Raw genomic sequence first — 24964 nt, 5'->3', positions numbered from 1 at the left:
TCCAGAAATCAGACGCGCGTCAGTGCGTTGCCGGACTGCGCATCGAACAAATGAGTGTGGTTGGCGTCGGGCGCCAGATGCAATACGTCGCCAGCGGCAAAGTCGTGCCGTTCGCGGAAGATCGAAATGATGTTGACATCGCAAAACCGCGAATAGACTTCGGTATTGGCGCCGGTGGGTTCTATGACGGTGACCACGGACTTCAAGCCGGCGCCAGGGGAACCGATAGTCAGATGTTCGGGTCGCACGCCGTAAATGACTTTGTCGCCATCCGACCCCATGCCTTGTGCGCTTGCCGGCGCGGGCAAGACAGTGCCGTCGGGAAACTCCACCTGTGAATCTGTTGCCCCGTGGCGCAGAATGCCTGGAATGAAATTCATGGCGGGCGAGCCGATGAAACCTGCCACGAACAGATTGCGGGGATGGTCGTAGATTTCCAGCGGCTTTCCGAATTGCTCGACGATGCCGTCGTGCATGACGACGATTTGATCGGCCATGGTCATGGCTTCGATCTGGTCATGTGTCACGTATACCGACGTGGTGCGCAGGCGCTGGTGCAAGGCCTTGATCTCGGCGCGCATCTGCACCCGCAATTTGGCATCCAGGTTGGACAACGGTTCGTCGAACAGGAACACTTGTGGATCCCGCACAATGGCGCGACCCATGGCCACGCGCTGACGCTGGCCGCCCGACAGTTGGCGCGGATATCGGTCCAGCAGCTCACCCAGGCCCAGCACTTCGGACGCCTTGTCGACGCGTTGCTTGATGACGGCTTTATCCGACCTGGCCAATATCAGTGAAAAGGCCATGTTGTCGTACACCGTCATGTGGGGATACAAGGCATAGTTTTGAAACACCATGGCGATGTCGCGTTCCTTGGGCGCCACATTATTGACCACTTTATCGCCGATAAGAATTTCCCCGTGCGTGATTTCTTCGAGCCCGGCCAGCATGCGCAACAGCGTGGATTTTCCACAACCGGATGGCCCCACCAGCACTGCAAATTCGCCATCCTTTATGTCGATGTTTACACCCCGGATGACCTGCGTACTTCCAAAGTATTTTTGTACGTTTCGAATTTGCACTGATGCCATGCCGCTTTCCTTTGTCTCGGGGGTTATCGGTCTTTGCTGCCCTACCTTCCTTCAACCACTACATAAGACGGGCGCCCATTGCTGGCCCAGTCGACCAGGTTCTGGGCCGCCTTGCGCCGGAGCTCTTTTTCGGCCACTACCGAATAGAACGCCGCATGGGGTGAGAGGAGAACGCGGGGATGTTGCACGATGCGTGCGTCCGTAGCGGGCGGCTCTTGCGGCAAGACATCCAGTGCGGCGCCGTCGAGGCGGCCTTCGTCCAGAGTGTCCAGCAAGGCGTCGATATCTACCACCGGGCCACGCGCCGTATTGACTAATACGCTGCCGGGCCTCATGAGATCGAGTACATCCTTGTTGACGATATTGCGTGTTTCCTCGGTGAGGGGAACATGCAAGGAGATAGCGTCGGCCCTGGAAAACAGTTCGTTCAGCGTGGCGCGCTCGACGTAGGATGGGAAGTCGCCATCGAGCAGATAAGGATCGCAGGCGATGACGTGCTTGAAGCTATTACGGCTGATATGTGCCATACGCTTGCCGATACGGCCCAGTCCAAGGATGCCAACGGTCATGTCGGAAACGCGGCGTATGGGGCCTGCCGAGGAAAAATGCCACATGCCGTTCTTGACGTCGCGATCGTAAAAGGTAATGTGCCGCAAGAGGGACAGCATCATGGCAAAGGCGTGGGTCGCCACTTCGCCCACGCCATAGTCGGGCGAGTTGCCCACCCATACGCCATGTGCTTTGGCGTCGGCGGTATTTACCGTGTCGAAACCGGCACCGTAGCGGCTTACGATGCGTATATTGGGGCGCGCCTGGAAGACAGCAGCATTGACCGGCGCATATTGCACCAGTAAACCGTGGCAGCCTTCAGAGGCCGCAATGACGTCGGCTTCCGTACGGCACTGCGCCGTGACGACTTCGATGCCTGCGTCGCGATACAGCGACTGTTCAAGTTCGAGGTCGGGAAAGTCATAGTCAGTGATTAGAATTTTCATGGCCTGCTTCGTGTTGTTCAACGCATTTACCCTCGAGTCGTGGTTGGGGTGGAGCCTGCTTACATGGTGGGACCCAGTATCCAGGGCGCGAACTCATCTTCACCCATGCCATGCTCTTCGCTTTTGGTGGCGGCTCCGGACGCGATCTCGATGATGCGGTTGAAAATCTCTTCACCTTTCTGTTGCACCGTGCTGGCGCCGTCAAGGATGTCGCCACAGTTGATATCCATGTCTTCGCTCATGTGGCCATACATCAATGAATTGGTGGCCAGTTTCAGCGAGGGGGAGGGCTTGCAGCCATATACCGAGCCGCGGCCGGTGGTAAAGCATATGACGTTGGCGCCTCCGGCGACCTGGCCGGTGGCGGACACGGGGTCGTAGCCGGGGGTGTCCATGAACACCAGGCCGCGCGTAGTGACAGGTTGCGCGTATTCGACCACGTCCGATAAATTGCTGGTGCCAGCCTTGGCAACGGCGCCAAGCGACTTTTCGAGTATGGTGGTGAGGCCGCCCGCCTTGTTGCCCGGAGACGGATTGTTATTCATTTCGCCGCCCAACCGCTCTGTATAACGTTCCCACCAGTGAATACGGTCGACCAGCTTTTCACCGATCGCGCGCGATACGGCCCTGCGAGTGAGCAGATGTTCCGCACCGTAGATTTCGGGGGTTTCGCTGAGGATCGCGGTGCCTCCATGCTGCACCAGGAGGTCCATGGCAGCACCCAGTGCGGGATTGGCCGTGATACCCGAATAGCCGTCGGAGCCGCCGCATTGCAGCCCGACTGTGAGGTGGCTGATGGGGAGGGGTTCGCGTGCGACCCGATTGGCGACAGGGAGGAGCTCGCGTACGAGTTCGATGCCGCGTTCGATGGTTTTTCGCGTGCCGCCAATATCCTGGATGGTCATGACGCGCAGGCGGTCGGACTCGGCCAGGCCTTCGGCGCCCAGCAGGGAGCTGACCTGATTCGATTCACACCCCAGTCCAATGAACAGTACCGCGGCAAAATTGGGATGCCGGATATAGCCGGCGGTGACGCGTCTCAAGACATCGATGCCTTCGCCGTTGCTGGCCATGCCGCAGCCCGTTTTGTGCGTGATCGACACAACACCGTCGACGTTGGGAAATGCTGCCAGCGCTTCGCCGCGAAAAGCATCGGCGATCTGGCGACAGACCGTGGCCGAGCAATTGACGCTGCTGATGACGCCTATGTAGTTGCGGGTTGCCACAGTGCCGTTCGGGCGCACGATGCCCTGGAACGTCCGTTGCTGGTCGGGAACAGGTGTGTCGATGACATCGGCGCAAAAGGCATAGTCGCGTTCGAAATCGTGCATGGCCAGATTGTGCAAATGGATATGCTGGCCGGGTGTGATGTCGCGTGTGGCAAAACCGATGATCTGGTTGTAGCGACGCACCGGCGCTCCGGTGGCAATGGACGTGGCGGCCAACTTGTGTCCGGCGGGGATGGCGTCGGACGACTTGATTAGATGGTCGGGTAACGGTGTGCCCGGCGGGATGTCGCGTGTCGCAATCAGTACGTCGTCGTTGGGATTGAGTCGAAGTGCAGCAGGCGCCATGCTGCGCCTGCTGATGGACTCGACTGCTATGGATATCTCTTGCGCCACGTTGTTTTTCCTGTGCGTTTGTCCGGATGGGTCGCTGTGGGTGTTGACGGGATGAATGCCTTTCTCCGCGCAGTCTATTACACCTGCGTTTGCAGGTAAAGTGGTATTACCAATTCGACTTCCTAGGATTTACCCGCAGATAAACATGGCGGGATTTGGCTTGACAACGCCATGCTGCTATGGAAATCTAGCCCTTGAATGCGGTCAGGCCAATTGACCAAATATCATCAGAATAATTCCAACAAGGAGAGCACAGGTGGCACAACGCAATCATTATGGTTTTACGGGTCGGCATGCCGTGGTGACAGGAGGGGCGGCGGGAATTGGATTGGCGATTGCTCATCGCTTGATAGAAGGCGGCGCAACAGTCAGCTTGTGGGATCGTGACGCCGCGATGCTGGAGGATGCACTGAAAACATTCAAGCAGAATGTGCCGCGCACTGTCAGCGTCGATGTTTCCCTTGAGGAGTCGGTCAACGCTGCCAGGGACGCCACGCTCGGTGCGGGCGATGCCATCGATATTCTTGTGAACAGCGCTGGCATTACCGGACCGAACACCACCGTTTGGGACTATCCGGTTGCAGACTGGGACCAGGTCATGAGCGTGAACCTGCGCGGCCCGTTCCTATGTTGCCGCGCCGTGGTCCCGGTCATGCGCAAGAAAGGTTATGGCCGAATCGTCAATATAGCGTCTATCGCCGGCAAGGAAGGCAACCCGAATGCCTCGGCGTATAGCGCCTCCAAGGCGGGCGTCATCGCCTTGACCAAGTCGTTGGGCAAGGAACTCGCGCAGACCGGCATCAACGTCAATTGCATTACACCTGCCGCAGTGCGTACGGGCATGTTTGCACAGATGACTCAGCAGCACATTGATTTCATGCTTTCCAAGATTCCCATGAACCGATTCGGCACCCCGGATGAAATCGCATCGATTGTGGCCTGGCTTTCCTCCGAAGAGTGCTCGTTTTCAACGGGCGCCGTCTTCGATATTTCCGGCGGACGGGCGACCTACTGATGACTGCACATCGATATTCCGCGCCGGACCTTGTCCGCTACGCCACCGACGTGCTGGGCGCCGCGGGCATGGACGCGGCACTGGCGACGGCTGTGGCCGAGACCCTGGTTGAAGGAGACCTGCTGGGGCACGATACGCACGGACTGGCCTTGCTTGCTCCTTATGTAAAGCAGATGCAGGGCGGCGCCATGGCGCTCTCCGGCTCAGCCGACGTGGTGTCCGACCGGGGCGCTTCTTTACTGTGGGATGGCCGCCGTTTGCCGGGCCCGTGGCTGGTGCACCAAGGACTCGACACCCTGGTGCCACGCGCCCGGCAGTACGGCAGTGCGACCCTGGTCATACGCCGCAGCCATCATATTGCCTGCCTCGCTGCCTACCTTCTGCGTGCCACCGAGCAGGGAATGATGTTGCTGCTGGCCAGTTCCGATCCAGCGGTGGCCAGCGTCGCCCCGTTTGGCGGGCGCCGGGCCGTGTTCACCCCCGATCCGATTGCAGCGGGTATTCCCACCTCCGGCAACCCGCTGCTTGTCGATATCTCGTCCTCTATCGTGACCAATGGGTTGAGCGCGCGTTTGCAGAAGGCTGGCCAAGCTTTCAAGTACGATTGCATGCTGGATGCACAGGGCAAACCTAGCCGCGATCCGGCTGTTCTGGAAACCGATCCGCCCGGTACCATCATGCCGATAGGCGGGCAGGAATACGGCCATAAAGGCTTTGGGTTGGCGCTTATCGTCGAGGCGCTGACCGGCGGACTGGCTGGCCATGGTCGAGCGGACGCGCCCGCGGGCTGGGGCGCCACCGTGTTCATGACGCTCTATGATCCATCCGCTTTTGCGGGCACTGACGCCTTCGAGCGCCAGACCGACTGGATCGCCGACGCATGCCGTAGCAACCCACCCGTGCCCGGCGTGGAGGCCGTACGGATGCCCGGCGATCGGGGCATGGTCCGCCGCGCCGAACAGCTGGCCGACGGGGTGGCGCTGCATGCTACCATCGGGCCGATGCTGGCTGAGTGTTCGGAACGTTACGGCATAGCGTTCCCATCTCCGATCGGTGGTTAAATGTAGCCCCGTATAGCAATCAATCCGCGGTGAATTCCTATTATGCCTATCAAGGTCATCGAGCCACAGCGCCTTTATCGGCAGATCAGCGATCAGTTGCGTACGCTTATTGTCGCCGGGGAGTTCCCCGTCGGTTCGCGGCTTCCTTCCGAGCGCGACCTGGCGGTGCAACTGGGGGTAAGTCGACCCTCGCTGCGCGAGGCCCTCATCGCTCTGGAGGTGCAGGGCTATATCGAGGTGCGGATGGGTTCGGGGATCTACATCTGCGAACCGCCGGCGCCATCCAGAAACCATCCTGACCTTTCCGGCGAAGAGGGGCCGCTGGAAGTCATACAGGCGCGCATCCTGCTGGAAGGCGAAGTGGCCGCGATCGCCGCGAAAGCGGGAGACAAGCCCCAGTTCGACGCCATCGAGGAAGCCATCGACATGATGGAAGCCGATGCCTTGGCGGGAATAAAACCCGTTGAAGCCGATAGGCTGTTTCATGTGCGTATTGCCGAGGCTACCGGCAACAGCGTGCTGGTCGATGTGGTAAAGCGCATGTTTGATTTTCGCATGGGGCCGCTTTTCGACCAGCTCGACAGCCACTTCGAGACCAATGACGTTTGGCAGGACGCCATCCGCGAACATCGCGCGATATTGAAGGCGCTGCGCAGCAAGAAGCCAGAACTGGCCAAGTCGGCCATGCAGAATCACATGGGCATTGCCTTCAAGCGCCTTACTTCCAGCCTTGTCACCGGCAGGAAGCCGGCTGCGCGGCGTCGGCGCGCCACCGTTGCGGAATCTACTGCGGTGAGCCCTCGTGCAGTCGCCTTGTCGCGCAAGGGAGGCAAGTGAGCCCGGCCGTGCTTGTGACAAGATTCAGCTAGAAAATTTTAAGTTCAGGCAGCCATAAGGAAATGGCGGGGATGTATGTAATCAACGCCAGGAAGCTCAGCAAGATCAACAGCCATGGCGAGGCTGCACGCATGACTTCCCCGATAGACATTTTGGTGATCCCTGCCGTAACGAAAAGGTTCAGCCCGATAGGAGGGGTGACCATGCCGATTTCCAGATTGACGACGATGATGATGCCCAGATGGACCGGGTCGATGCCCAATTGCATGGCGATGGGGAACAATATGGGAGCGAGAATCAGTATGATGCCCGTCGGCTCCATGAACATGCCGGCAATGAGCAGCAGGACGTTGACCACAATTAAAAACTGCCAGGCGGCCATATCCCATGCAATGATCTGTTCGGCGATGGCCTGCGGGATACGTTCGGTGGTGAGGACATGAGCGAAAAGCAGGGCGTTCACGATGATGAACATCAACATGACGGTGACTTTCGAGGCGTCCAGAAGCACTTCCGGCACTTGCCGCATTCCAATATCGCGGTACACGAAAACCGCAACGAAAAAGGCATACACGGCTGAGACGGCGGCGGCTTCGGTGGGCGTGAAGATTCCGCCGTAAATACCGCCCAGGATGATGACGATCAGCATCAGGCCCCAGAAGGAATCGCGCGCGGCGCTGAATGTTTCTTTCAATGACGCTCGGGGCTGGCGCGGCAGCTTCTTGACCCGGGCGACGATATAGATGGCAATCATCAGCAGCAGGCCCAGCAAAATACCTGGCACGACACCAGCCATGAACAGCTTGCCCACTGACGTTTCGGTGGCTGCACCGTATACCACCATGACAATGGAGGGCGGAATGAGTATGCCCAGCGTGCCTGCATTGCAGATGACGCCGGCGGCGAAGGCTTGCGGATAGCCCGATCGCACCATACCCGCGATGACAATGGACCCGACAGCAACCACAGTGGCAGGTGACGAGCCCGAAACGGCGGCAAACAAGCAGCACGCGAGGACCGATGCAATGGCCAGGCCGCCATGCAGGTGGCCGACTGCTGCAATGGCAAATCGGATCATGCGCTTGGCGACGCCGCCCGTGGTCATGAACGCTCCCGCCAATACGAAGAACGGAATGGCCATCAAGGTGAAGTGTTCCGACGTCTCGAACATTTTCAGGGAGAGCGAGGCGAGCGAATCATGACCAAAAAGAAGGATGGTCAGTATGGACGATAGCCCCAGTGACACGGCCACCGGCATGCCCATGAACATGAATGCGAACAACATGATGAAGAGAGCGGCAGTGGTCATTTTTGCTCCGTGGGCAGGTCTTCATCGCTGCGATACTTGAGCGCATCTTCGACTTCATCGCCAAGCAGCGCGGCATCCTTGCCGCGAAGCATGTTGTACATGACCTGCCCGAAACGCAGCAACAGCAGACCGAATCCAACGGGCATGACCAGACGGGGTATCCATTGCGGAATGGGGATGTCCTGAGCCAGTATGCCGATGTCATACATCTTGCTGACATAGATCCAACCGCCGACAAATACAATGCCGCTATACAGAATGCAAAGCAATGTAGCTGCCAGCCCGACGCGATGGGCCAGCTTGGGCGGCAGGATTTTGACGAGCGCATCCACGCCGATATGCGCACCCACCCTGACCCCGTAGGAAATCCCGAGGAAGATCAAGCCGCCAAACAGAAAGGTGGTCAGTTCCAGCGCCCAGACAAAGCTGTAATTGAATACATAGCGCGCTATGACCTGACTAAAAGTGACGAGCGTCATTGCGGCCAGCAAAAAGGCAATCAATCCCTCTTCCAGTCGCTCGAACCAGACTTTCTTCATCGTGTTGCTCCGGATGTCGGGCGTAAGCAAACGGCCGTGCCGGCACGGCCGTAATCTGGAATCTATGAATTGGATTTAAGCGCCGACTGGATCAGTTCCGGGCCAATGTCGCCTTCGAACTTCTTCCACACGGGCTCCATAGCCTTGCGCCAGGCGCCCACATCTTCCTTGCTGAGCGTCTGCACCTTGGCATTATTGGCCTCGACAATCCGCTTGCGATCACGCTCGTTGAGTTCAGCGGCAAGATTGTTGGCATAAGTCGTGGCTTCGGCCATGGCCTTTTCCAATCCGCCACGCACATCTGGCGGCAGCCCGTCCCACCATTTGGCATTTGTCACAACCATATAGTCGATGACGCCATGGTTGGTATTGGCGATGGTTTTCTGGACTTCGTGGAATTTCTGGGAGTAGATGTTGGACCAGGTATTTTCCTGTCCGTCCACCACGCCGGTTTGCAGCGCCTGATAAACCTCGCTGAAGGCAAGCTTTTGAGGATTTGCGCCCAACTGCCGGAATTGCGCTTCGAGAACGTCGGACGCTTGGATGCGGAATTTCAGGCCCTTGACATCTTCAGGCCGCGTAAGCTTGTCTTTATTGGTGGAGAGCTGTTTCAAGCCGTTATGCCAGTATGCAAGACCTTTGAGGCCACGATTGGTCATGGAATCGAGCAAAGCCTTGCCTTCTGCGCTTTGCTGGAAGCGGTCGACAGCCGCCATGTCGTCGAACAGAAAGGGAAGGTCGAACAGCTGGACTTTTTTAGTGTAGCGATCGAACTTGGACAGGGAAGGCGCTATGAACTGCACATCGCCAAGCAGGACGGCTTCGAGTTCCTTGGCGTCGCCAAATAACTGGGAATTCGGAAATACCTGTACCTGCACCTTGCCGGGCAAGTATTTTTCGGCGAGTTCCTTGAATTTGATGGCGCCTTGACCTTTGGGCGTGGCATCGGCCACGACATGGCTGAATTTGACGACGATAGCGTTTTGCGCGAATGCGGTAGCGGAAAATGACAGGGCAAGACTGCTGCCCAAGATTGTGAGTATCCTGGTTGCGGTTTTCATTTAGGGCTGTCTCCGTGTAGTTATCGCCGCTCGAACTGGCCGACTGTGCGTTAACTCTACCGGTCTACATTCACTATGTCAAAAATTAGTTACGCTTCATAGGTCAGATTGCCGGAATAAGGAGTGAAGTCGCGACGCGCCGGGTTTTCGTCGGGCGCTGTCGCATGCGGCTCTTCCGTCACAGGGTGGTACGCATTCGCAAGAGTGAACCTTGCCACGGTCGCGGCCAGACCATCGGCTTGTTCCTGTTGTGCCAGCGTGGCTTGGGCGGCCAGCTGTACTTGCTGTACATTTTCTTGCGTGATGGTGTCCAGGTGGCCCACTGCCAGCGCTATCTGCGCCATGCCATTGGCTTGCTCGCGCGACGCCGCGGCAATTTCTTTCATGATGCCTTGAACCTGCTGTACGGATTGCACAATTTCATTCATGGAGCTGCCTGCGTTGTCGACCAGGGACGCACCGGCGTCCATCTGCGCGGCCGACTCCGCTATCAGGTCTTCGATATCTCTTGATGCCTGGGCAGACCGCAACGCCAGGCTTCGAACCTCCGTGGCAACCACGGCAAAGCCCTTGCCTTGTTGGCCGGCACGCGCCGCTTCTACTGCAGCATTGAGTGCGAGGATATTGGTCTGGAAGGCGATACTGTTGATGAGCTTGACGATATCCGTCATTTTTCTCGAACCTCGACGAACTTGCTGCATGGTGTCCACGGCGATCTGCATGGTAGTGCTTCCACGCGCCGCGCACCCGGCCGCCTGGTTGCCGAGTTGCCAGGCGTGCTGCGCATGGTCGGCATTCTGCTTTACTGTGACGTTCAGTTGTTCCATTGCAGTCGCCGTTTGCTGCAGGTTGGCCGCCTGTTCGTCGGTTCGATGCGACAAGTCTCGATTGCCCCTGGATATACGGCGTGAGGCAATGGCTATATGCATGCTGCGATCCCGTACCTCGCCCACGGCGCGATTCAATCCCCGTCCTATGCCATTGAGTGCTTCGAGTAATTCGCCGAGTTCGTCGCGCCGGCTGATGCCGATCTCTGCGCTCAGGTTTCCGCTTGCGAGTTCCCGCGCAAGCCACACACCCTGGTCGAGAGGACGCTTGATAACCCGATAGAGTGCCCATAGAGCGAGAATGCTCGACACCAGCAGTACTGCAATGCTCAGGACCGCTACCCGATAGGCCATTTTGTTGGCCACCCCCGCCTGGCGCAGTTCCTGCTCGTAGCGTTCGGCCTGCATGGTGTCGAAATCGTCTATTGTGCGGGCAATGGCGTTCGAGGCATCGGTGTATTGTTGACCAAAGACCATGACCTTGGCCATCAGTGCGTTCGGCAGCGCCACCTTGATGCCGCCATGTCCATCATCGAATTGGCCGCTGGCCGTGCTTATCGCTTCTATCTCGGTTTTGGCCAATCCGGCACTTTGCGCAAGCGCCGATTCCAGCTTGCTCATCTCGGCGCTCGTGAATCCCGCCGATTGGAAGCGTTCGATCATGGATTGTTGAGTGCCCCGATCGTTGGTAGCCTCGCCGCGCAGGATAGCCGCATGATGCATATAGCTTTCCTGGAACTCGGGCTGCTCGGTCGCCACGAACGCCATGACATCCCGGGTCATGGCGCGGGTGATTGTCTTGTATTCAGTAGCCAGTTCGGTGGCCGCATAGCGCAATCCTTCTATTTCTTTCACCTTGTCCGCGCTTCGAGCCAGGTTATAGAGGGCGCTTAGGACCAGCAGCGACAATAACGTCAAGACGGCGAGGAAGAAAATAAAGCTTTTTTTTAGTGAGAAGAAATTCGACATATCTGCTTTTCTTGGCTGTCCGGTTTTTGTGCAGCCTGGACGCTTACGCCGCGGCCAGGCTGTTCGTGGTCGGCGAATTATTGCAGTGCATCATTGCAGGTATGTGACAGGAAGCAAACGACATGTTTGGCGGCATGCTACTGTTTTCCTCGTCGGTTCATTCATCCACAGAAGGAAACATACGTGAGATTCATCCATGCCGCGGATATACATCTGGACAGCCCCCTTACCGGCTTGAGCTCCTATGCCGATGCCCCGGTCGAAAGATTGCGCACGGCAACGCGCGACGCGTTCACCAACCTGGTCAGCCTCGCAATCGACGAACAGGTGGACTTCATGGTGATTGCAGGGGATCTTTATGACGGCAATTGGAAGGACTACAACACTGGGCTTTATTTTGTGAAGGAGATGGGGCGGCTGGACAAAGCCCATATTCCTGTTTACCTGCTTCATGGGAACCACGACGCGGAAAGCGAGATGACGCGCAAATTATTGCTGCCCAGAAACGTTTCTGTGTTCGAGAGCCGAAAGCCTAGCAGTTTTCGTCTGGACTCCCTGGGAGTTGTGCTGCATGGCCGCAGCTTCAAGGATGCCGCCACGCTGGAGAACCTGGCTGGCACCTATCCGGACGCTGTGCCAGGCCTGATCAATATCGGGGTTCTGCACACGGCTCTTGAGGGCAATGCCATGCATGCCACCTACGCACCTTGCAGCCTTGCCGAACTGCATGCCAAGGGCTACGACTACTGGGCTTTAGGACACGTGCACGAATACGCCTTGTGGCGTGGCGATTCCCTCGTGGTCTTCCCCGGCAATTTGCAGGGGCGCCATATCCGGGAAACAGGTCCCCGCGGCGCCGTACTGGTCGAATCTGGGCCGTCGGGCGCGTTGGATGTACAACGTGTCTATGTGGATGTCTTGCGTTGGCACCGGCTTGATGTCGATGTGGCCGGCTGTTCAAATTTTGAGGACGTGGCGCGCACCATAGGGCAGGCGCTGGAAGGCTTGGTGGAAGCCACGACGGAATCGATACCGCTGGCTGTTCGGGTAATCGTCAGCGGCAGAACGGCGGCGCATGGCGAACTCTTCAGTATGGAAGCGCAATTGCGCCAGGAGGTGCTCGCATCGATTGCGGCCCTGGGCAATGACAGGGTCTGGCTGGAAAAGGTTCGGCTGGATACCCATGCGATAGATGATGGCCAATCGTTGCGCGAACGCGCCGATGCGTTGGCCGATCTCCAGGACTTGTTGGCCGGCGCTCAGGACGACCCGGTTTTTCTGAAGGCCTTGCACGCCGATTTGTGCGGGCTGCTGGGCAAGGTGCCGCTGGAATTGAGAAATGCCGTGCCACATTTCGACGATATCAAGGGCGGCGATCTCACCGCGCTGATAGGCGAGATTCGGCCGTCGCTGGTCGCCCATCTGGCAAAGGGAGAATAGCGGCATGCGACTCAACCATCTGGAACTTTCACGTTATGGCAGGTTTACCGACAGGAATATCGAACTCCCTTTGGCCGCCCATGATTTTCACATGATCGTCGGCCCCAACGAAGCCGGAAAATCCACGCTGAGACAAGCGTTCTCGGATCTGCTTTTCGGTTTTCCGATACGTACCACGCTGGACTTCCTGCATCCCAAAAGCGAGCTCAGGCTCCAGGCCATCATCGAGCATGCTGGCGGCAGGCTGGATTTTCAGCGCGTCAAAGGCAATAAGAATACGCTGCGTGCACCCGACGGCACGCCTCTTCCCGACACCGTGCTGGATGCCTATCTGGGTACGGCCACCGGAGATTTCTTCGACAAGATGTTTGGTCTGGACCATCCGCGCCTGGTGCGTGGCGGCAACGATATGCTCAAGGCACAAGATGACGTTGGACAGGTGTTGTTCCAGGCGGCCGCCGGGGTGGCGAGCCTTGGAAAGGTATATGAAGCGTTGCAAGCCGAGGCCTCTTTACTGTGGTCGCCCAAGAAATCCAAGGAGCGCTTATGGTATATGGCGCAAGCAGAACTCGATGGGGCCAACGCTGCGCTGAAAGACGTAACCGTGCGGGCTCGCGAGTGGACAGAGGCGCACGGGCGCGTGCGGGACTTGGAGCAGGCAATGACCGAAGGGCGGGAGCGACAGCAGCAGCTGCTCGCGCAACGGGTGCGGCTCGAGAGAATACGGCGCCTGGCCCCTGCGGTGGCCGTGCTGGGGGAACATGAAAGGTCGCTACAGAGACTAGGAACAGTTATCCAGCTGCCAGTCGATGCGGCCGACGTTCTTGCGTCGGCCGAGATCGAATTGGCCAGGGCCGAGCAAAGAAAGAGCACTCATAGTGCACACGCGGCAAGGCTTGTGGCGGTTCTCAGGGACATCAGCATTGACGAAAAGGTGCTCTTGCTGGGCGCTGATATCGAGGCGCTCGATACCCTGCGTCATCGATATGCGACACATGAGCAAAATATTCAGCGTTACGAGGGGGAATGTGCGTCGCTATGGAAAGACGCTGTGGAAGCGGCTCTGGAATTGGGTTGGCCTGCTGCGGAATCCATGGACCCCGCCGCGATGCACGCGTGGTTACCGCCCCTTCCTGTGCGTCGGCGCATCGAACAGCTATTGAGAGATCTTGGCGGCCTGCGCCAGGCCTTGCAAGTGGCCAATCGCGCCGTGCAAAGCCGGGAGTCCGAGATCGCAGCGTGGCGAGCGAGATTGAATCAGTTGCCCGTCATTGACGTACCCGTTGAATTACGCGCTGCGCTGGACCGCGCTACAGCGCTGGGCGAGCCGCAAGCCGCGCTCGACAAGGCTGCCGTCGCGGTAGATAGGGCGCAGATGGACCTGGATAAGGCATTGGCAGCGCTAGGGACATGGTTCCATGATGTGCCGAGGCTCATTTCCTTGCAGTTACCATCCTCGCAGGCACTCGCGCGTCTGCTCGCGCAGCGCCAGGAGCTATCATCGGACGTGAAAGCAGCCAGGTCCCGGCTTGCCGAACTATCCGAAGCCGTCGGCCAACGCGAATTGGCATTACGTCAGTATCTGCAAATGCACCATCCGGTTACGGTCGACGATGTTCTCCAAGCGCGTGAGCATCGCGACGGCATGTGGCGTTCCTTGCGCAATGGCGCCGTATCGCTCGAATCTGGGGCGCCGGCATTCGAGGAGACCATGGTCCGGGCCGATTCGCTGGCCGATGCACGGCTGGACAATGCCCAGGAGGCGGCCGCGCTTCAAAGCCTGCAGCATCTATGCGAACAGGAGCGGCAAAAACAGGATTATGCCGGGCAACTGTGCCGTTCTGTCGAAGCAAGTTTGATGGAGTTCGACGATGCATGGCGCGACACCTGCCGCCGTCTGGGCGTGCCGGGCATGGCCCTGGACACCATGCCCGAATGGTCGGCACAAAAGGATAAAGCACTTGGGGCGTTGCAGCAGCTAGCCCTGACGCGGCAAGAACACGAATCCGTGTTGGCCGTTCAAAGAGGTGTGCTCCATGCCCTGCACAAGGCAATGAATGCAGCGGGATTACCCATATCGACCACCGACACGCTGACGGTCAGTTGCCTGCGGACCCACGAATACATCAATGCAGGCGAAGCCGCCCGCGTCAGGCGTGCAGCGCTGGCGGACCAGTTGACGGAAGCCCAACCCATATTGGCGGCATTGCAGCAAGCCGGTCGCGTCGCCGCCGGCGATATGGAGCAGTGGACGCTGGAATGGACGGCGGCCCTGGCCGAGGCAGGTCTGGCTGGCGAACGGGTGGCAGCGGAAGTTCAGGCGGCCTTGGGCTTAATGGAAACCATCGCGGACAAGCTCAAGTTGATACGGCAGAGACGGGTTGAGCAGATGGATGTCATGCGCAGCGAACTGCAGGGTTTCCAGAACATGGCCGCCCGGCTTCTGCAAGCTTTGGATCTCGATCCCGCGGGCGTCGAGCCGGGCCAGGCCAGTCGTGACCTGATGACCAGGCTGTACACGACCCGTCAAGCCCAGGAACAGAAAACGGTTTTACGCCGCGAGTTGCAGGATGTTCAGGCGCAACTGCAACAGGCCGACGAAGCGATTCTGTCCGCCAGCGCAAGGCTGCGTCCTTTGTTCGAGCGCGCAGGCGTCGTCAACAAAGACGAGTTGAGACAGGCGATTGCGCAATCGGACCGGCATAGAGCGCTCTCGGAAACGGTAACGAAGGGGCAAGCCGAACTCTGGACCATTGGTGATGGCTGCACCCGGACGCAGATCCAGGATGAAGTTGAAAGTGTGGATCACGCGCAATTGATCGCACAACTGGATGTATTGAATGCCGATATCGACTCCGGTACGATCGAGCAGACCCGTCTTGCCGTCGAACTGGCTGATGCAACTCGACGGCTCGATGCCATCGCGGGTACCGACGCTGCAGCCAAAGCCGAGTCGCAACGCCAGGAGGCGCTGGCGCGCATGGCCGACGTGACTGAGCGGTATATCAAGGTGTTCACCGCCGCGCGCCTGTTGCGATGGTCCATTGATCGTTATCGCGAGCAAAAGCAGGGCCCGATGCTGGCACGGGCGGGAACGATGTTTTCCAGCCTGACCTTGGGCTCTTTCGAGCGTCTCGCGGTCGACTTCGATCGCGAGCCCATGGTGCTCGAGGGCTTGCGCCGCGATGGGGTTCGGGTGGGAATTGGCGGCATGAGTGACGGGACACGCGATCAGCTTTACCTGGCATTGCGCCTGGCGGCGCTGGAACTCCACCTGCAACAGGCCCCAGCGTTGCCATTTATCGCTGACGACTTATTCATCAATTACGACGATGCGCGAGCCGAGGCGGGCCTGCGCGCACTTGCCGACCTGTCGCGGAGTACTCAGGTCATCTTTCTGAGTCACCACGATCATTTGCTTCCAACGGCGCGCAAGGTGTTTGGTGACGGCATGAACCTTGTATTGCTGTAATCCGGACTGCGAGTTCTATATTCCTTTCATGCATAAGCAAAGACGATAAAAGTTCTTGTGGCACATTAGCGGGCTTAGTAAAGTTCGATATAACCGATCCGTAATATGAGATGCAATGAAGCTGTCCTTCAAGAATATAGACAAACAGTTCTCCGGCTTGCCCGTTATTGAGAACTTCAGCCGCGACATACAAGACGGTGAACTGGTCGCTTTGGTCGGTCCATCGGGTTGCGGTAAGTCGACGCTGCTGCATATCGCCGCCGGGCTTGAAAAGCCATCGGCGGGTGTAATGCTGGTCGACGGTGTACCGATTTTGGGGCCGGATCCTGAACGTACCCTGATGTTCCAGGAAAACGCGCTGTATCCATGGCTGACGCTGGAACAGAACGTGTCGCTGGCGCTGGAGTTTCAGAGCATGAATAAGCAGCAGTCACGCGAACAGGCGCGCGAATGGCTGAAAAAGGTCAAGCTGCAGGGCTTTGAAGCATACTTTCCCCACCAGGTGTCGGGAGGCATGCGTCAACGCGCGGCGCTTGCGCGGGCCTTTATTTCGAATCCCAAAGCCTTGCTGCTTGACGAGCCATTTGGCGCGCTGGACGCGCTGACGCGCATGACGCTGCAAGATGCGTTGCGCCAACTGATACGCGAGACTGGACCGACTGTATTGCTGGTTACCCATGATGTGGACGAGGCATTGTTCCTGGCTGACCGCATCCTGGTTTTCAGTTCCCGTCCCGCGACGGTGCTCAAGGAATTCAGTCTGTCACGGCACGAAAAGACGCATGATCTGTCGGAATTTGCAGCCATGCGCAGGGAAATCCTAGGCCTGCTTGGCATTCACGCCGAGCAGGATGACGTTGCCAAATTAATCGAGGAAATGGAAGTATGAAGCTATCACGTTTATTGATCCCTGCACTGGCCGTGATGGCCATGGCCGGACAGGCTTTCGCCGCCGAAAAGTTCAAAGTCGGCTATCTGCGCGTCATGGACGACGCCCAGGTAATTGCGGCGTACGAAGGCGGGTTTTACAAGAAGCACGGCCTGGACGTCGAGCTGGTCGAGTTCAAGTCGGGGACCGACTTGATCAAGGCCATTGTGGGCGGCCAATTGGACACCGGTGTGCTTGGATTCACCAACGCTGCCTCGTGGTCATCCAAAGGCGCCGACTTGAAAGTCGTGGGTGGCGCCCAACATGGTTTCCATGCCATTTTGGTGCGTGACGATGCCAATATCAAGGATGTTGCTGGCCTGAAGGGTCATACGCTGGCCTCACAGAAAGAGGGCAGCACCGCAGATACCGTGCTGCGGGGCGTGGTGCTAAAGGATGCCAAGCTGGGTCCGGATGATCTGACTATTATGGGGGTAAGCCCCCAAGTGGCGGTCCAGTCGCTGGTCGGGGGCCGGGTGGATGCGGCTTTTCTGTTCGAGCCCCAAGCCAGCATTGCCCGTCTCATCGCGCCGGTCACACAAATCTACGAGATTGGCGAAGTCTGGCCTTTCCCATGCATGGTGGTTATCACTTCAGGCGACATCTTGAAGAAGAATAAAGAAGGCGTCTGGAAATCGCTTGATGCCCAGCGCGAGGCAATTGAACTGATGGAGCAAAAGCCTGATGAAGCCGCCAAGCTTATTGCCAGCTATTTTATTGCAGAGCCTACGCTCAAGACACTCAAGCATGGCGACGTGCCCCGCGAGAAAGTCATCAGCGATGCCATCAAGAGCCAGACGTTCAGTGCCGTGCTGACGCCCAAGGAATTGGATCGCATGCAGGAAATTGCCAACATCATGCAGGAGGCCGGTGCCTTGAAGACCAAGGACGGTTCCGAGTTCGTCGTCAGGAATATTGTCGATCTGGAATGGCAAAACACACGCAAGCTGTAATTGGTCGATAATTCCAGGCCTTGCGTTGCGGGTAGCCTCCCGCAGTCGCGTCCTATTGTTCGAAGATGGCCGGGATAGCCCGGCCATCTGAATTTAAAAGCATTTATGAGCACCCAGATTCGCCTCACCGGTTACCGAAAGAAGCTTGCCATGGTTGTCGCGGTCGCGGCCATATTATTGTTCTGGCAGGTTGCTGCCTGGATACTTCCCGACTTTCTCATGCCGGGCGTTCCCACGGTCATGGTCCGTCTTTGGGAAGACGTACAAACGGCCGAGTTCCGCAGTGTGCTGGCAGGCAGCTTGACACGGCTCGGTTTTGGCTACGGTTTTGCCTTGCTGTTCGGCATAGGCTTCGGTCTAATCGGTGCCGTTCTGTTTTTCTTTCGTGAAGTGCTCAAGTCGGCCATCATCATCCTGCAGTCCATTCCTTCCATTGCGTGGGTGCCCTTGTTCCTGATCATGATGGGGTTTGGCAATATGCCCATCATTGTCGTGATTGCCTTGGCCGCGTTCTTCCCGGCCGCATTGTCGGTGATGAATGCCACGGAAAGCGTGCAGAATGTTCACGTCTCCGCCGCACGCGTCATGGGGGCGAGCCGTTGGGAAATGCTCAAGCGTGTGTATTTACCGGCGGTCATGCCAGAACTCATTACCGGAGCCCAGCTGGCGTTTGGCAATGCCTGGCGGGCCTTGATTTCGGCCGAGATGCTGATCGGTTTCGGACAGGGGCTTGGCCGTTCACTTGCCTACGCAGGCGAAACGGCCGATATGATCGGAGTGATGGCCAACATTCTTACCATCGCCATTTTGGCAACCTTGATCGACCAAGTCATTCTGGAAAACTTGAAGCGCAAGCTGCTCCGCTACCAGTACGTATAGCCATGAACTATTTTGCCTTGCCACATCGCGCTGTCATGATCCGAGGAGTTGCGACGGTTGCCTTGTCGTATGCCAGCATGGGCATCGCATTTGGTCAATCGATGCCGGGCCAGCCCCCGGAGGATGCGCTGCTGGCCGGTGTGCAGTATGTGCCACCAGCGTTCGTTGCTGGTGAAAAGGTGCGCACGCCGGAGAGCGTTGCCGCGGCGCTGGTCCAAGACCTTGCCAAGCGCTTGGTCCTCCCAGGGCAAACCGTTAGCGTCGGTCTTGCCAAACCCGACGATGTGCTTGCTGCCGGGAAGGCCAGAGTGCTGCTTGTGCCGGTCGGCGACCCCGAAGCCCTGGCTCCCGCCACCAGGATGATTCCGACGGGGTATTCGTCGGGCGCCATGGCCATCATGCGTAATGACACGGACATCAAGACCTGGGAACAATTGAAGGGTCGCACGGTCTGCCTGGCAGAGGGTGGACGTTACTCGGGTCAAATCTCGGCCCGGTACGGTGCGGTCGAGAAGTCATTCAGGGCGCCCGCCGACTCACTGCTCGCCCTGCGTATTGGCAGTTGCGACGCTGCCGTACACGATAGCGCCATATTGAATGAGTTGATCAAGCTTCCCGAATGGAAAAAATTCTCTGCGCGCTTGCCGGTCAGAGACATGGCGCCCCTCGCCATAGTCATATCATCCAGTGATCCGCTGTCGCGCGGAGCACTAAGCGAGGTGACCAGGCACTGGGCGGACAGCGCCTATCTTCAGAAGCTTACGACGTCGGCGGCGCAGGACATTGCATTCGAGGTATACCTGGACCAGACGGTCACCGACTGCCATTAATCCGGTATGCCGCGGCGCTGGCGCATGGCGCGTCCAATGCGGGTGATTTCACTCTCGCTTAACAATCGCTTGGCCATGGGAAGCAGTTCGTCTTCTTCGAGCTTCATATGACGTTCGTACAGATGCGTGAACGAATCCACCTCATCCTGGTCCAGCAAGGCCGGCTTGCCCACTTCTACTTGCTGCAATGAAATCCGCAGGCCTTTCCACATCGCTTCGAGCCGGCGGTGGTCGGCCGTAAGGCCCCCGGTCAGTTCCCGGATGCAGACCGCGTCGGATCCGGCCATAGACTCGATGAGGGCGGGAAACAGGTTTTGCTCTTCGTCAGCGTGATGATGGAGCGCCGCAGTGTCGAAATAACGCAGGATGCCGGTGGCGGCCGTGCTGGCCTGTGTGTCGCTGCCGTGGAGGCGCAGGTGCGCAGCCAGGCGTTTCAGCGTGATGCATTGCCGCTGGATCCTGTGATGGCACGCGGCCAGCATCTCGAGTGGCACTTCGACACTGGCGGTCGGGCCGGAATAACCCGGAAAGTCTGTTCCCATGAAATGGTCCGTATTGCGGTTGGTCGTGGCAGAAAAACGAGCCTCTGAATCCTGTATTCTTCGATGTTTCCAACACACATCGACACCAGGCATCATGGGCACAGTTAATCATAGCGCGAAGCGCGACGGCTTCACATCAGGCTTTGGTGTATTGGCCGCCACATTGGGGTCGGCCGTCGGGCTTGGGAATATCTGGAAGTTCCCTTCCCTGACGGGCGCCAACGGCGGCGCCGGTTTTCTACTGGTCTATTTTCTGGCGACCCTGCTGATCGGCCTGCCCGTGATGATTGCGGAGATTTCGATCGGTCGTCAGGCCAAGGCAAATCCCATCACAGCCTTGCGCGGGCTTGCCCCGGGGAGGGCGTGGTGGTTGATCGGTGCATCCGGTGTGTTGGCGTCGTTCCTTATCATGGCCTTTTATTCCGAGGTCGTCGCCTGGGTCTTTGCCTATGTGCTCAAGGCGATGCGCGGATCCATCCTCAGCAACGATCCCGTCGTGACGCAACGGGCTTTCGATACGCTGATCAGCGACCCCTTGCAGTCCTTGCTGTGGCAGTGGCTGGTGCTGCTCTTCATCGGGAGCATCCTATTGTGTGGGGTCTCCAAGGGCATTGAAGCCGTCACCAAGCGATTGATGCCGCTACTTTTCCTGTTGCTGCTTCTGCTATGCAGTGTCAGCCTGTCTTTGGACAAGGCGGGCGATGGACTGGCTTTCCTGTTCAGCCCGGATTTCAGCAAGCTCAGCGCGTCCGTGGTGCTCACGGCCATGGGGCTTGCCTTCTTCAAGCTTTCCATAGGCATGGGCACCATGATGACCTACGGAAGCTATTTCCGTGATAACCAGAATATTCCGCGCACGGCATTCCGCGTCATGACTGCCGATCTTTGCGTTTCGCTGCTGGCGGGCATTGCCATTTTCCCGGCGGTGTTCACGTTTGGGTTTGCGCCATCCGCCGGTCCGTCGCTTGTGTTCATCACCATACCCGCGGTATTTGCCCAGATACCCATGGGACATGGACTGATGGTGGTGTTCTTTGTGTTGACGGCAGTGGCCGCGACGGGTGCGATGCTTTCCTTGATGGAAGTGCCAGTGCTTATCCTGCATGAGCGCTTCGGCTTGTCGCGAGCACGCGCAACGCTGTACACCCTGGTCATATTGGCGATCGTCGGGTCTGGCTGCGCCTTGTCCAATAACGCACTGGCAGAGTTCCGTGTATTCGGCCTGAACCTGTTCGATCTCAGTGACTACCTTTCTTCCAACATTCTCTTGCCGATAGGCGGAATATTCATTGCGCTATTCGTCGGCTGGAGCTGGGGACGGGAACGCTTCACGTTCGCCGTCTCGAATGGCGGCGCATTGAATAACGCCCGCCTTGCCGGTGCCATATTTTTCTTGCTGCGCTATGTGTCGCCGGTACTCATCCTGATTGTCATGTTGAGGGGACTGGGGTTGCTGTGAACGGCCGGATCACAGCTCTGCATGCCTTGGGAATCGGCTTGTGTCACGTGTCCGCCCGGCGGCACATCGTCGATGAGCCACACATTCCCGCCTACGGTGCATCCTTTGCCTAGGGTGACGCGCCCCAGTATTGTTGCGCCCGCATAGATGACGACATCGTCTTCGACGATGGGGTGGCGCGGTAGACCTTTTTCCAACTTGCCGTTGGCGTCGGTCGGAAAGCGCTTTGCGCCCAGCGTGACGGCCTGATAAATGCGAACCCGCTCGCCGATGATGGTGGTTTCTCCGATTACCACGCCGGTTCCATGATCGATAAAGAAGCTGGGGCCAATGCGCGCGCCAGGATGAATATCGATACCGGTTTGCGAATGGGCGAGTTCGGCCGACATGCGGGCCAGCAGCGGGAATTCCTGGATATAGAACTGGTGCGCAATCCGATGGTGGATCATGGCGAGGACGCCCGGATAGCAGAGCAGGACCTCGTCCACGCTACGGGCAGCGGGGTCGCCGTGATAGGCTGCCAATACGTCGGTGTCAAGCAAGCGGCGTATGTCGGGCAGGGCGGCGGCGAAGGCCTGTACAGCCGTGGTCGCCCTGGCTTCGATCTCCGGCTCGGTGAGCCCGTGGTGCCGCGTTTGATACCTGAGTTCGAGGCAAACCTGGCGTAGGAGGGCGTGCAGCGCCGAGTCCAATGTGTGGCCAATGTAGAAGTCCTCGCTTTCCTGGCGCAGATCCAGGGGACCCAGCCGCATAGGGAACAGCACGCCCTTGAGGTCATCCAGTATCTTGGTCAGGGCCTGGGGCGAAGGGAACTCACGCCCGCCCGGCTCGCGGGAGCGGCCCTGAGAAGTACGCCAATCCTGACGTATCGCATTGAGCGAATTAACGATGGGGCTGATGTCGAAAACTGCCATGGAATGATGGGCTCCGGCCTGGATTCTGCAACCAGGCGTCATATGCCTGGGGTAAGTAAGTATGATACCAATCTATTTGGCAGTGCTGGAACCGGATCCATGGATTACAAACTTACCCCCTCTACCGCATTCTTACTTCTCGTTCCGCCTTTTTTGTGGGCTGGTAATGCCGTGGTAGGGCGTCTGCTCAGCGACTTGATACCTCCGATCACGCTGAATTTTTTGCGCTGGGCGATCGCCTTCCTGATTCTGCTACCCATTGGCTATTCGATATTCCGCAGGACTAGCGGCCTATGGCAAAACTACAGACGCTATGCGCTACTCGGACTACTGGGCATCGGCCTTTATAACGCCTTGCAGTATATCGCGCTGCATACCTCCACTCCCATCAATGTGACCCTGGTTGGCGCCAGCATGCCTGTATGGATGTTATTGATCGGCTTTTTGTTTTTCGATGCCAAGGTAGCGCGCAAACAGGTCATAGGGGCCGTCCTGTCGGTATTCGGCGTGGTTATCGTGTTGAGCCATGGTGAATGGCATCAGCTATTGGGACTGCGTTTCGTGGTTGGAGACGTCTTCATGGTGGTAGCCACCGTGGTTTGGTCCTTTTATAGCTGGTCTTTGAGCCAGGCCAGGGATCCCGCCGAGATTCGCCGTAATTGGGCCACGTTCTTATTGGCACAGATTTCGTTCGGCGTGGTGTGGTCAGGGGTTTTTGCAGCGGGCGAATGGGCGCTCACCGACAGCGTTATACACTGGGGCTGGCCGTTGGTGGCGGGTCTGGCGTACGTGGCTGTGGGGCCTGCCATAATCGCTTTCCGCTGCTGGGGGCTAGGCGTGCAACGCGCCGGGCCGAACACGGCCGGATTCTTCAATAACCTGACGCCTTTGTTCGCCGCGCTGATGTCGTCGGCATTCCTGGGTGAAATGCCGCAGACATATCATGGTGTTGCGTTTGCGCTGATCGTCAGTGGCATCGTGCTGTCGTCGCGGCGCTAGTACCTCCAAATGCGCCTTCAGGCAGGCTGAACAATGCCAGGAACGATCGCACTATGGCTTTGTCGCCCGTCAGCGTGATGACGCCTTCCTGTAGCGCCTCGTCCAGGTCGATCTTGCCATAAGCCAGCCCGAGCAGCCCGTCTGTGCTGGCCTGAATGCGAGCGTCCGGACTGTCGGGCATGCCTCTGCCGAGTTCGATTCGCGATTCGGCGACCCTGGCAAAGAACACATCGTCCTCAAGGCGGATTTCCAAGGATGCGGATAAGTTTTCTGCATTTTCAGGGACAAACATGGTGCGCAAGGAAAGGATCATTGCGTCGGCGCCCAAACCGGAAGGGCGTGGAAAAGACGCTGATTGCACGCCCCAATGGGCGAGCTGCAGAACGATGGGTTCCAACTGCTGCCCCCACGGTGTGAGCTGGTATGCCCAAACACTGGCTGGCGGTGGCAATCTCAAGCGCTGAACGACGGCGGCCGCTTCAAGTTCATTCAGTCGTTGCGCCAGGACATTGGGACTGATGCCGGAGAGGCCGCGCCGCAGATCGCTGAATCTTTTGGGGCCAAGGAGAAGTTCGCGCACGACCAATAGGGCCCATCGTTCTCCGATAAGGTCGAGCGCATGTGCGGCGGCACATGCATCGTTGTAGCTTCGTTTTATTGCCATGCGTAAGAGTTTATCATTTTTAGGACTGATAGGTTGTTCTTTAGGACTACATGATAGTAAATTGTGATCGACGGGCCGCATTCGGCGGTCTGGCGCACGCCGTTCGAGCGCGTCGTCACTTCCAAAGGAGAGACATTATGGATACAGTAACCAGTGCGAACACCGAAGCCCAGGCGCAGATCAGGACACGGGTGGAAAGTTGGCTGAAGGCGGTGGAAGCGAACAATCTGAAGATGATCATGTCGCATTACGCGCCTGATGTGGTGGCATTCGACGCCATCGTTCAGTTGCAATTTAAAGGGGCTGACGCATATGGCAAACACTGGGAAAATTGCATGCAGATGTGCAACAGTTCCATGACCTTCCAGCTGCGCGAACTGGACATTGCGGTGGACGGCAACCTGGCTTTCGCCCATTGCCTGCTCAGTTGCGGTGCAAAGGATGAAACAGATGAGCAAAGGGTGTCCTGGATGCGCATGACCACATGCTACAAAAAGACGGGTAGCGCATGGCTGATCGCCCACGAGCACATATCCGCGCCCTTCGATGTTCAAA

21 protein-coding genes and 1 pseudogene are annotated in these 24964 nt (G+C 58.0%); 12 read left to right on the top strand and 10 right to left on the bottom strand.

Annotated elements, in window-relative coordinates; all coding sequences use genetic code 11:
* Positions 1 to 8: 8 nt before the first annotated feature.
* The 3 genes from CR155_RS11785 to CR155_RS11775 are packed head-to-tail and all read right to left on the bottom strand — an operon-like array spanning position 9 to position 3663.
* Complete coding sequence (locus CR155_RS11785; RefSeq protein ID WP_102070236.1) at positions 9 to 1094, bottom strand: ABC transporter ATP-binding protein; 1086 nt, start codon at positions 1092 to 1094, stop codon at positions 9 to 11.
* A 41-nt stretch (positions 1095 to 1135) separates the two neighbouring features.
* A complete protein-coding gene (locus CR155_RS11780; protein ID WP_102070235.1) occupies positions 1136 to 2089 on the bottom strand; it encodes a C-terminal binding protein in 954 nt (317 codons plus the stop codon).
* A gap of 59 nt (positions 2090 to 2148) precedes the next feature.
* Positions 2149 to 3663, bottom strand: coding sequence for a UxaA family hydrolase (locus CR155_RS11775; protein ID WP_102070424.1), 1515 nt, complete (start codon positions 3661 to 3663; stop codon positions 2149 to 2151).
* A gap of 304 nt (positions 3664 to 3967) precedes the next feature.
* On the opposite strand from CR155_RS11775, the gene CR155_RS11770 reads away from it, so the two are divergent.
* From CR155_RS11770 to CR155_RS11760, 3 genes are read left to right on the top strand one after another with little or no spacing between them, the layout of a single operon-like run.
* Positions 3968 to 4726 carry an SDR family NAD(P)-dependent oxidoreductase gene (locus CR155_RS11770; RefSeq protein ID WP_102070234.1) on the top strand — a complete coding sequence of 253 codons (759 nt, stop codon included), beginning with the start codon at positions 3968 to 3970 and terminating at the stop codon, positions 4724 to 4726.
* A complete protein-coding gene (locus CR155_RS11765; protein WP_102070233.1) occupies positions 4726 to 5787 on the top strand; it encodes an Ldh family oxidoreductase in 1062 nt (353 codons plus the stop codon). Before CR155_RS11770 ends, CR155_RS11765 begins: the two co-directional genes overlap by 1 nt.
* Positions 5788 to 5829: 42 nt before the next feature.
* Positions 5830 to 6624: a FadR/GntR family transcriptional regulator gene (locus CR155_RS11760; protein WP_102070232.1), complete on the top strand. Its 795-nt coding sequence runs from the start codon at positions 5830 to 5832 to the stop codon at positions 6622 to 6624.
* Positions 6625 to 6652: 28 nt separating this feature from the next.
* Here the strand turns inward: CR155_RS11760 and CR155_RS11755 are convergent, their stop codons facing one another.
* The 4 genes from CR155_RS11755 to CR155_RS11740 form a co-directional block, all read right to left on the bottom strand.
* Positions 6653 to 7933, bottom strand: coding sequence for a TRAP transporter large permease (locus CR155_RS11755; protein ID WP_102070231.1), 1281 nt, complete (start codon positions 7931 to 7933; stop codon positions 6653 to 6655).
* On the bottom strand, positions 7930 to 8472 hold the full coding sequence (locus CR155_RS11750) for a TRAP transporter small permease (RefSeq protein WP_102070230.1): 543 nt from the start codon (positions 8470 to 8472) through the stop codon (positions 7930 to 7932). The genes CR155_RS11755 and CR155_RS11750 overlap by 4 nt, the downstream gene beginning before the upstream one ends.
* A 62-nt stretch (positions 8473 to 8534) precedes the next feature.
* Complete coding sequence (locus CR155_RS11745; RefSeq protein ID WP_102070229.1) at positions 8535 to 9533, bottom strand: TRAP transporter substrate-binding protein; 999 nt, start codon at positions 9531 to 9533, stop codon at positions 8535 to 8537.
* Positions 9534 to 9622: 89 nt separating this feature from the next.
* Positions 9623 to 11329: a methyl-accepting chemotaxis protein gene (locus CR155_RS11740; RefSeq protein ID WP_102070228.1), complete on the bottom strand. Its 1707-nt coding sequence runs from the start codon at positions 11327 to 11329 to the stop codon at positions 9623 to 9625.
* A gap of 183 nt (positions 11330 to 11512) precedes the next feature.
* On the opposite strand from CR155_RS11740, the gene CR155_RS11735 reads away from it, so the two are divergent.
* From CR155_RS11735 to CR155_RS11710, 6 genes are all read left to right on the top strand, one after another.
* Positions 11513 to 12769: a metallophosphoesterase family protein gene (locus CR155_RS11735; RefSeq protein ID WP_102070227.1), complete on the top strand. Its 1257-nt coding sequence runs from the start codon at positions 11513 to 11515 to the stop codon at positions 12767 to 12769.
* A 4-nt stretch (positions 12770 to 12773) separates the two neighbouring features.
* Positions 12774 to 16241 carry a YhaN family protein gene (locus CR155_RS11730; protein ID WP_102070226.1) on the top strand — a complete coding sequence of 1156 codons (3468 nt, stop codon included), beginning with the start codon at positions 12774 to 12776 and terminating at the stop codon, positions 16239 to 16241.
* A gap of 115 nt (positions 16242 to 16356) precedes the next feature.
* Positions 16357 to 17130, top strand: coding sequence for an ABC transporter ATP-binding protein (locus CR155_RS11725; protein ID WP_102070225.1), 774 nt, complete (start codon positions 16357 to 16359; stop codon positions 17128 to 17130).
* Entirely contained in the window at positions 17127 to 18122 is a 996-nt protein-coding gene (locus tag CR155_RS11720; RefSeq protein ID WP_102070224.1) for an ABC transporter substrate-binding protein, read from the top strand. The genes CR155_RS11725 and CR155_RS11720 overlap by 4 nt, the downstream gene beginning before the upstream one ends.
* Positions 18123 to 18227: 105 nt before the next feature.
* The gene (locus CR155_RS11715; RefSeq protein ID WP_102070223.1) at positions 18228 to 19001 is read left to right on the top strand and encodes an ABC transporter permease; all 774 of its coding nucleotides are present in this window, start codon (positions 18228 to 18230) and stop codon (positions 18999 to 19001) included.
* A gap of 2 nt (positions 19002 to 19003) precedes the next feature.
* Complete coding sequence (locus tag CR155_RS11710) at positions 19004 to 19831, top strand: type 2 periplasmic-binding domain-containing protein (protein ID WP_102070222.1); 828 nt, start codon at positions 19004 to 19006, stop codon at positions 19829 to 19831.
* Here CR155_RS11710 and CR155_RS11705 read toward each other — a convergent pair.
* Entirely contained in the window at positions 19828 to 20373 is a 546-nt protein-coding gene (locus CR155_RS11705; protein ID WP_102070221.1) for a hemerythrin domain-containing protein, read from the bottom strand. The genes CR155_RS11710 and CR155_RS11705 overlap by 4 nt on opposite strands.
* Before the next feature lie 94 nt (positions 20374 to 20467).
* Here CR155_RS11705 and CR155_RS11700 point away from each other — a divergent pair, with 94 nt between their 5' ends.
* The gene (locus tag CR155_RS11700) at positions 20468 to 21832 is read left to right on the top strand and encodes a sodium-dependent transporter (protein ID WP_102070423.1); all 1365 of its coding nucleotides are present in this window, start codon (positions 20468 to 20470) and stop codon (positions 21830 to 21832) included.
* On the opposite strand, the gene epsC is transcribed toward CR155_RS11700, so the two are convergent.
* Positions 21775 to 22746, bottom strand: coding sequence for a serine O-acetyltransferase EpsC (gene epsC / locus CR155_RS11695; protein WP_102070220.1), 972 nt, complete (start codon positions 22744 to 22746; stop codon positions 21775 to 21777). The two genes, CR155_RS11700 and epsC, sit on opposite strands and share 58 nt — an antisense overlap.
* A gap of 99 nt (positions 22747 to 22845) precedes the next feature.
* On the opposite strand from epsC, the gene CR155_RS11690 reads away from it, so the two are divergent.
* The gene (locus CR155_RS11690; protein WP_102070219.1) at positions 22846 to 23745 is read left to right on the top strand and encodes a DMT family transporter; all 900 of its coding nucleotides are present in this window, start codon (positions 22846 to 22848) and stop codon (positions 23743 to 23745) included.
* On the opposite strand, the gene CR155_RS11685 is transcribed toward CR155_RS11690, so the two are convergent.
* Entirely contained in the window at positions 23714 to 24409 is a 696-nt protein-coding gene (locus tag CR155_RS11685; RefSeq protein ID WP_102070218.1) for a winged helix-turn-helix transcriptional regulator, read from the bottom strand. The genes CR155_RS11690 and CR155_RS11685 overlap by 32 nt on opposite strands.
* 50 nt (positions 24410 to 24459) lie before the next feature.
* Here CR155_RS11685 and CR155_RS21215 point away from each other — a divergent pair.
* Positions 24460 to 24942: pseudogene (locus CR155_RS21215) on the top strand (YybH family protein); the annotation flags it as partial.
* Positions 24943 to 24964 lie beyond the last annotated feature (22 nt).

The sequence above is a fragment of the Pollutimonas nitritireducens genome (assembly GCF_002849615.1).
Taxonomy (GTDB): domain Bacteria; phylum Pseudomonadota; class Gammaproteobacteria; order Burkholderiales; family Burkholderiaceae_B; genus Pollutimonas; species Pollutimonas nitritireducens.
This window is presented reverse-complemented; position numbering and strand designations above follow the sequence as displayed.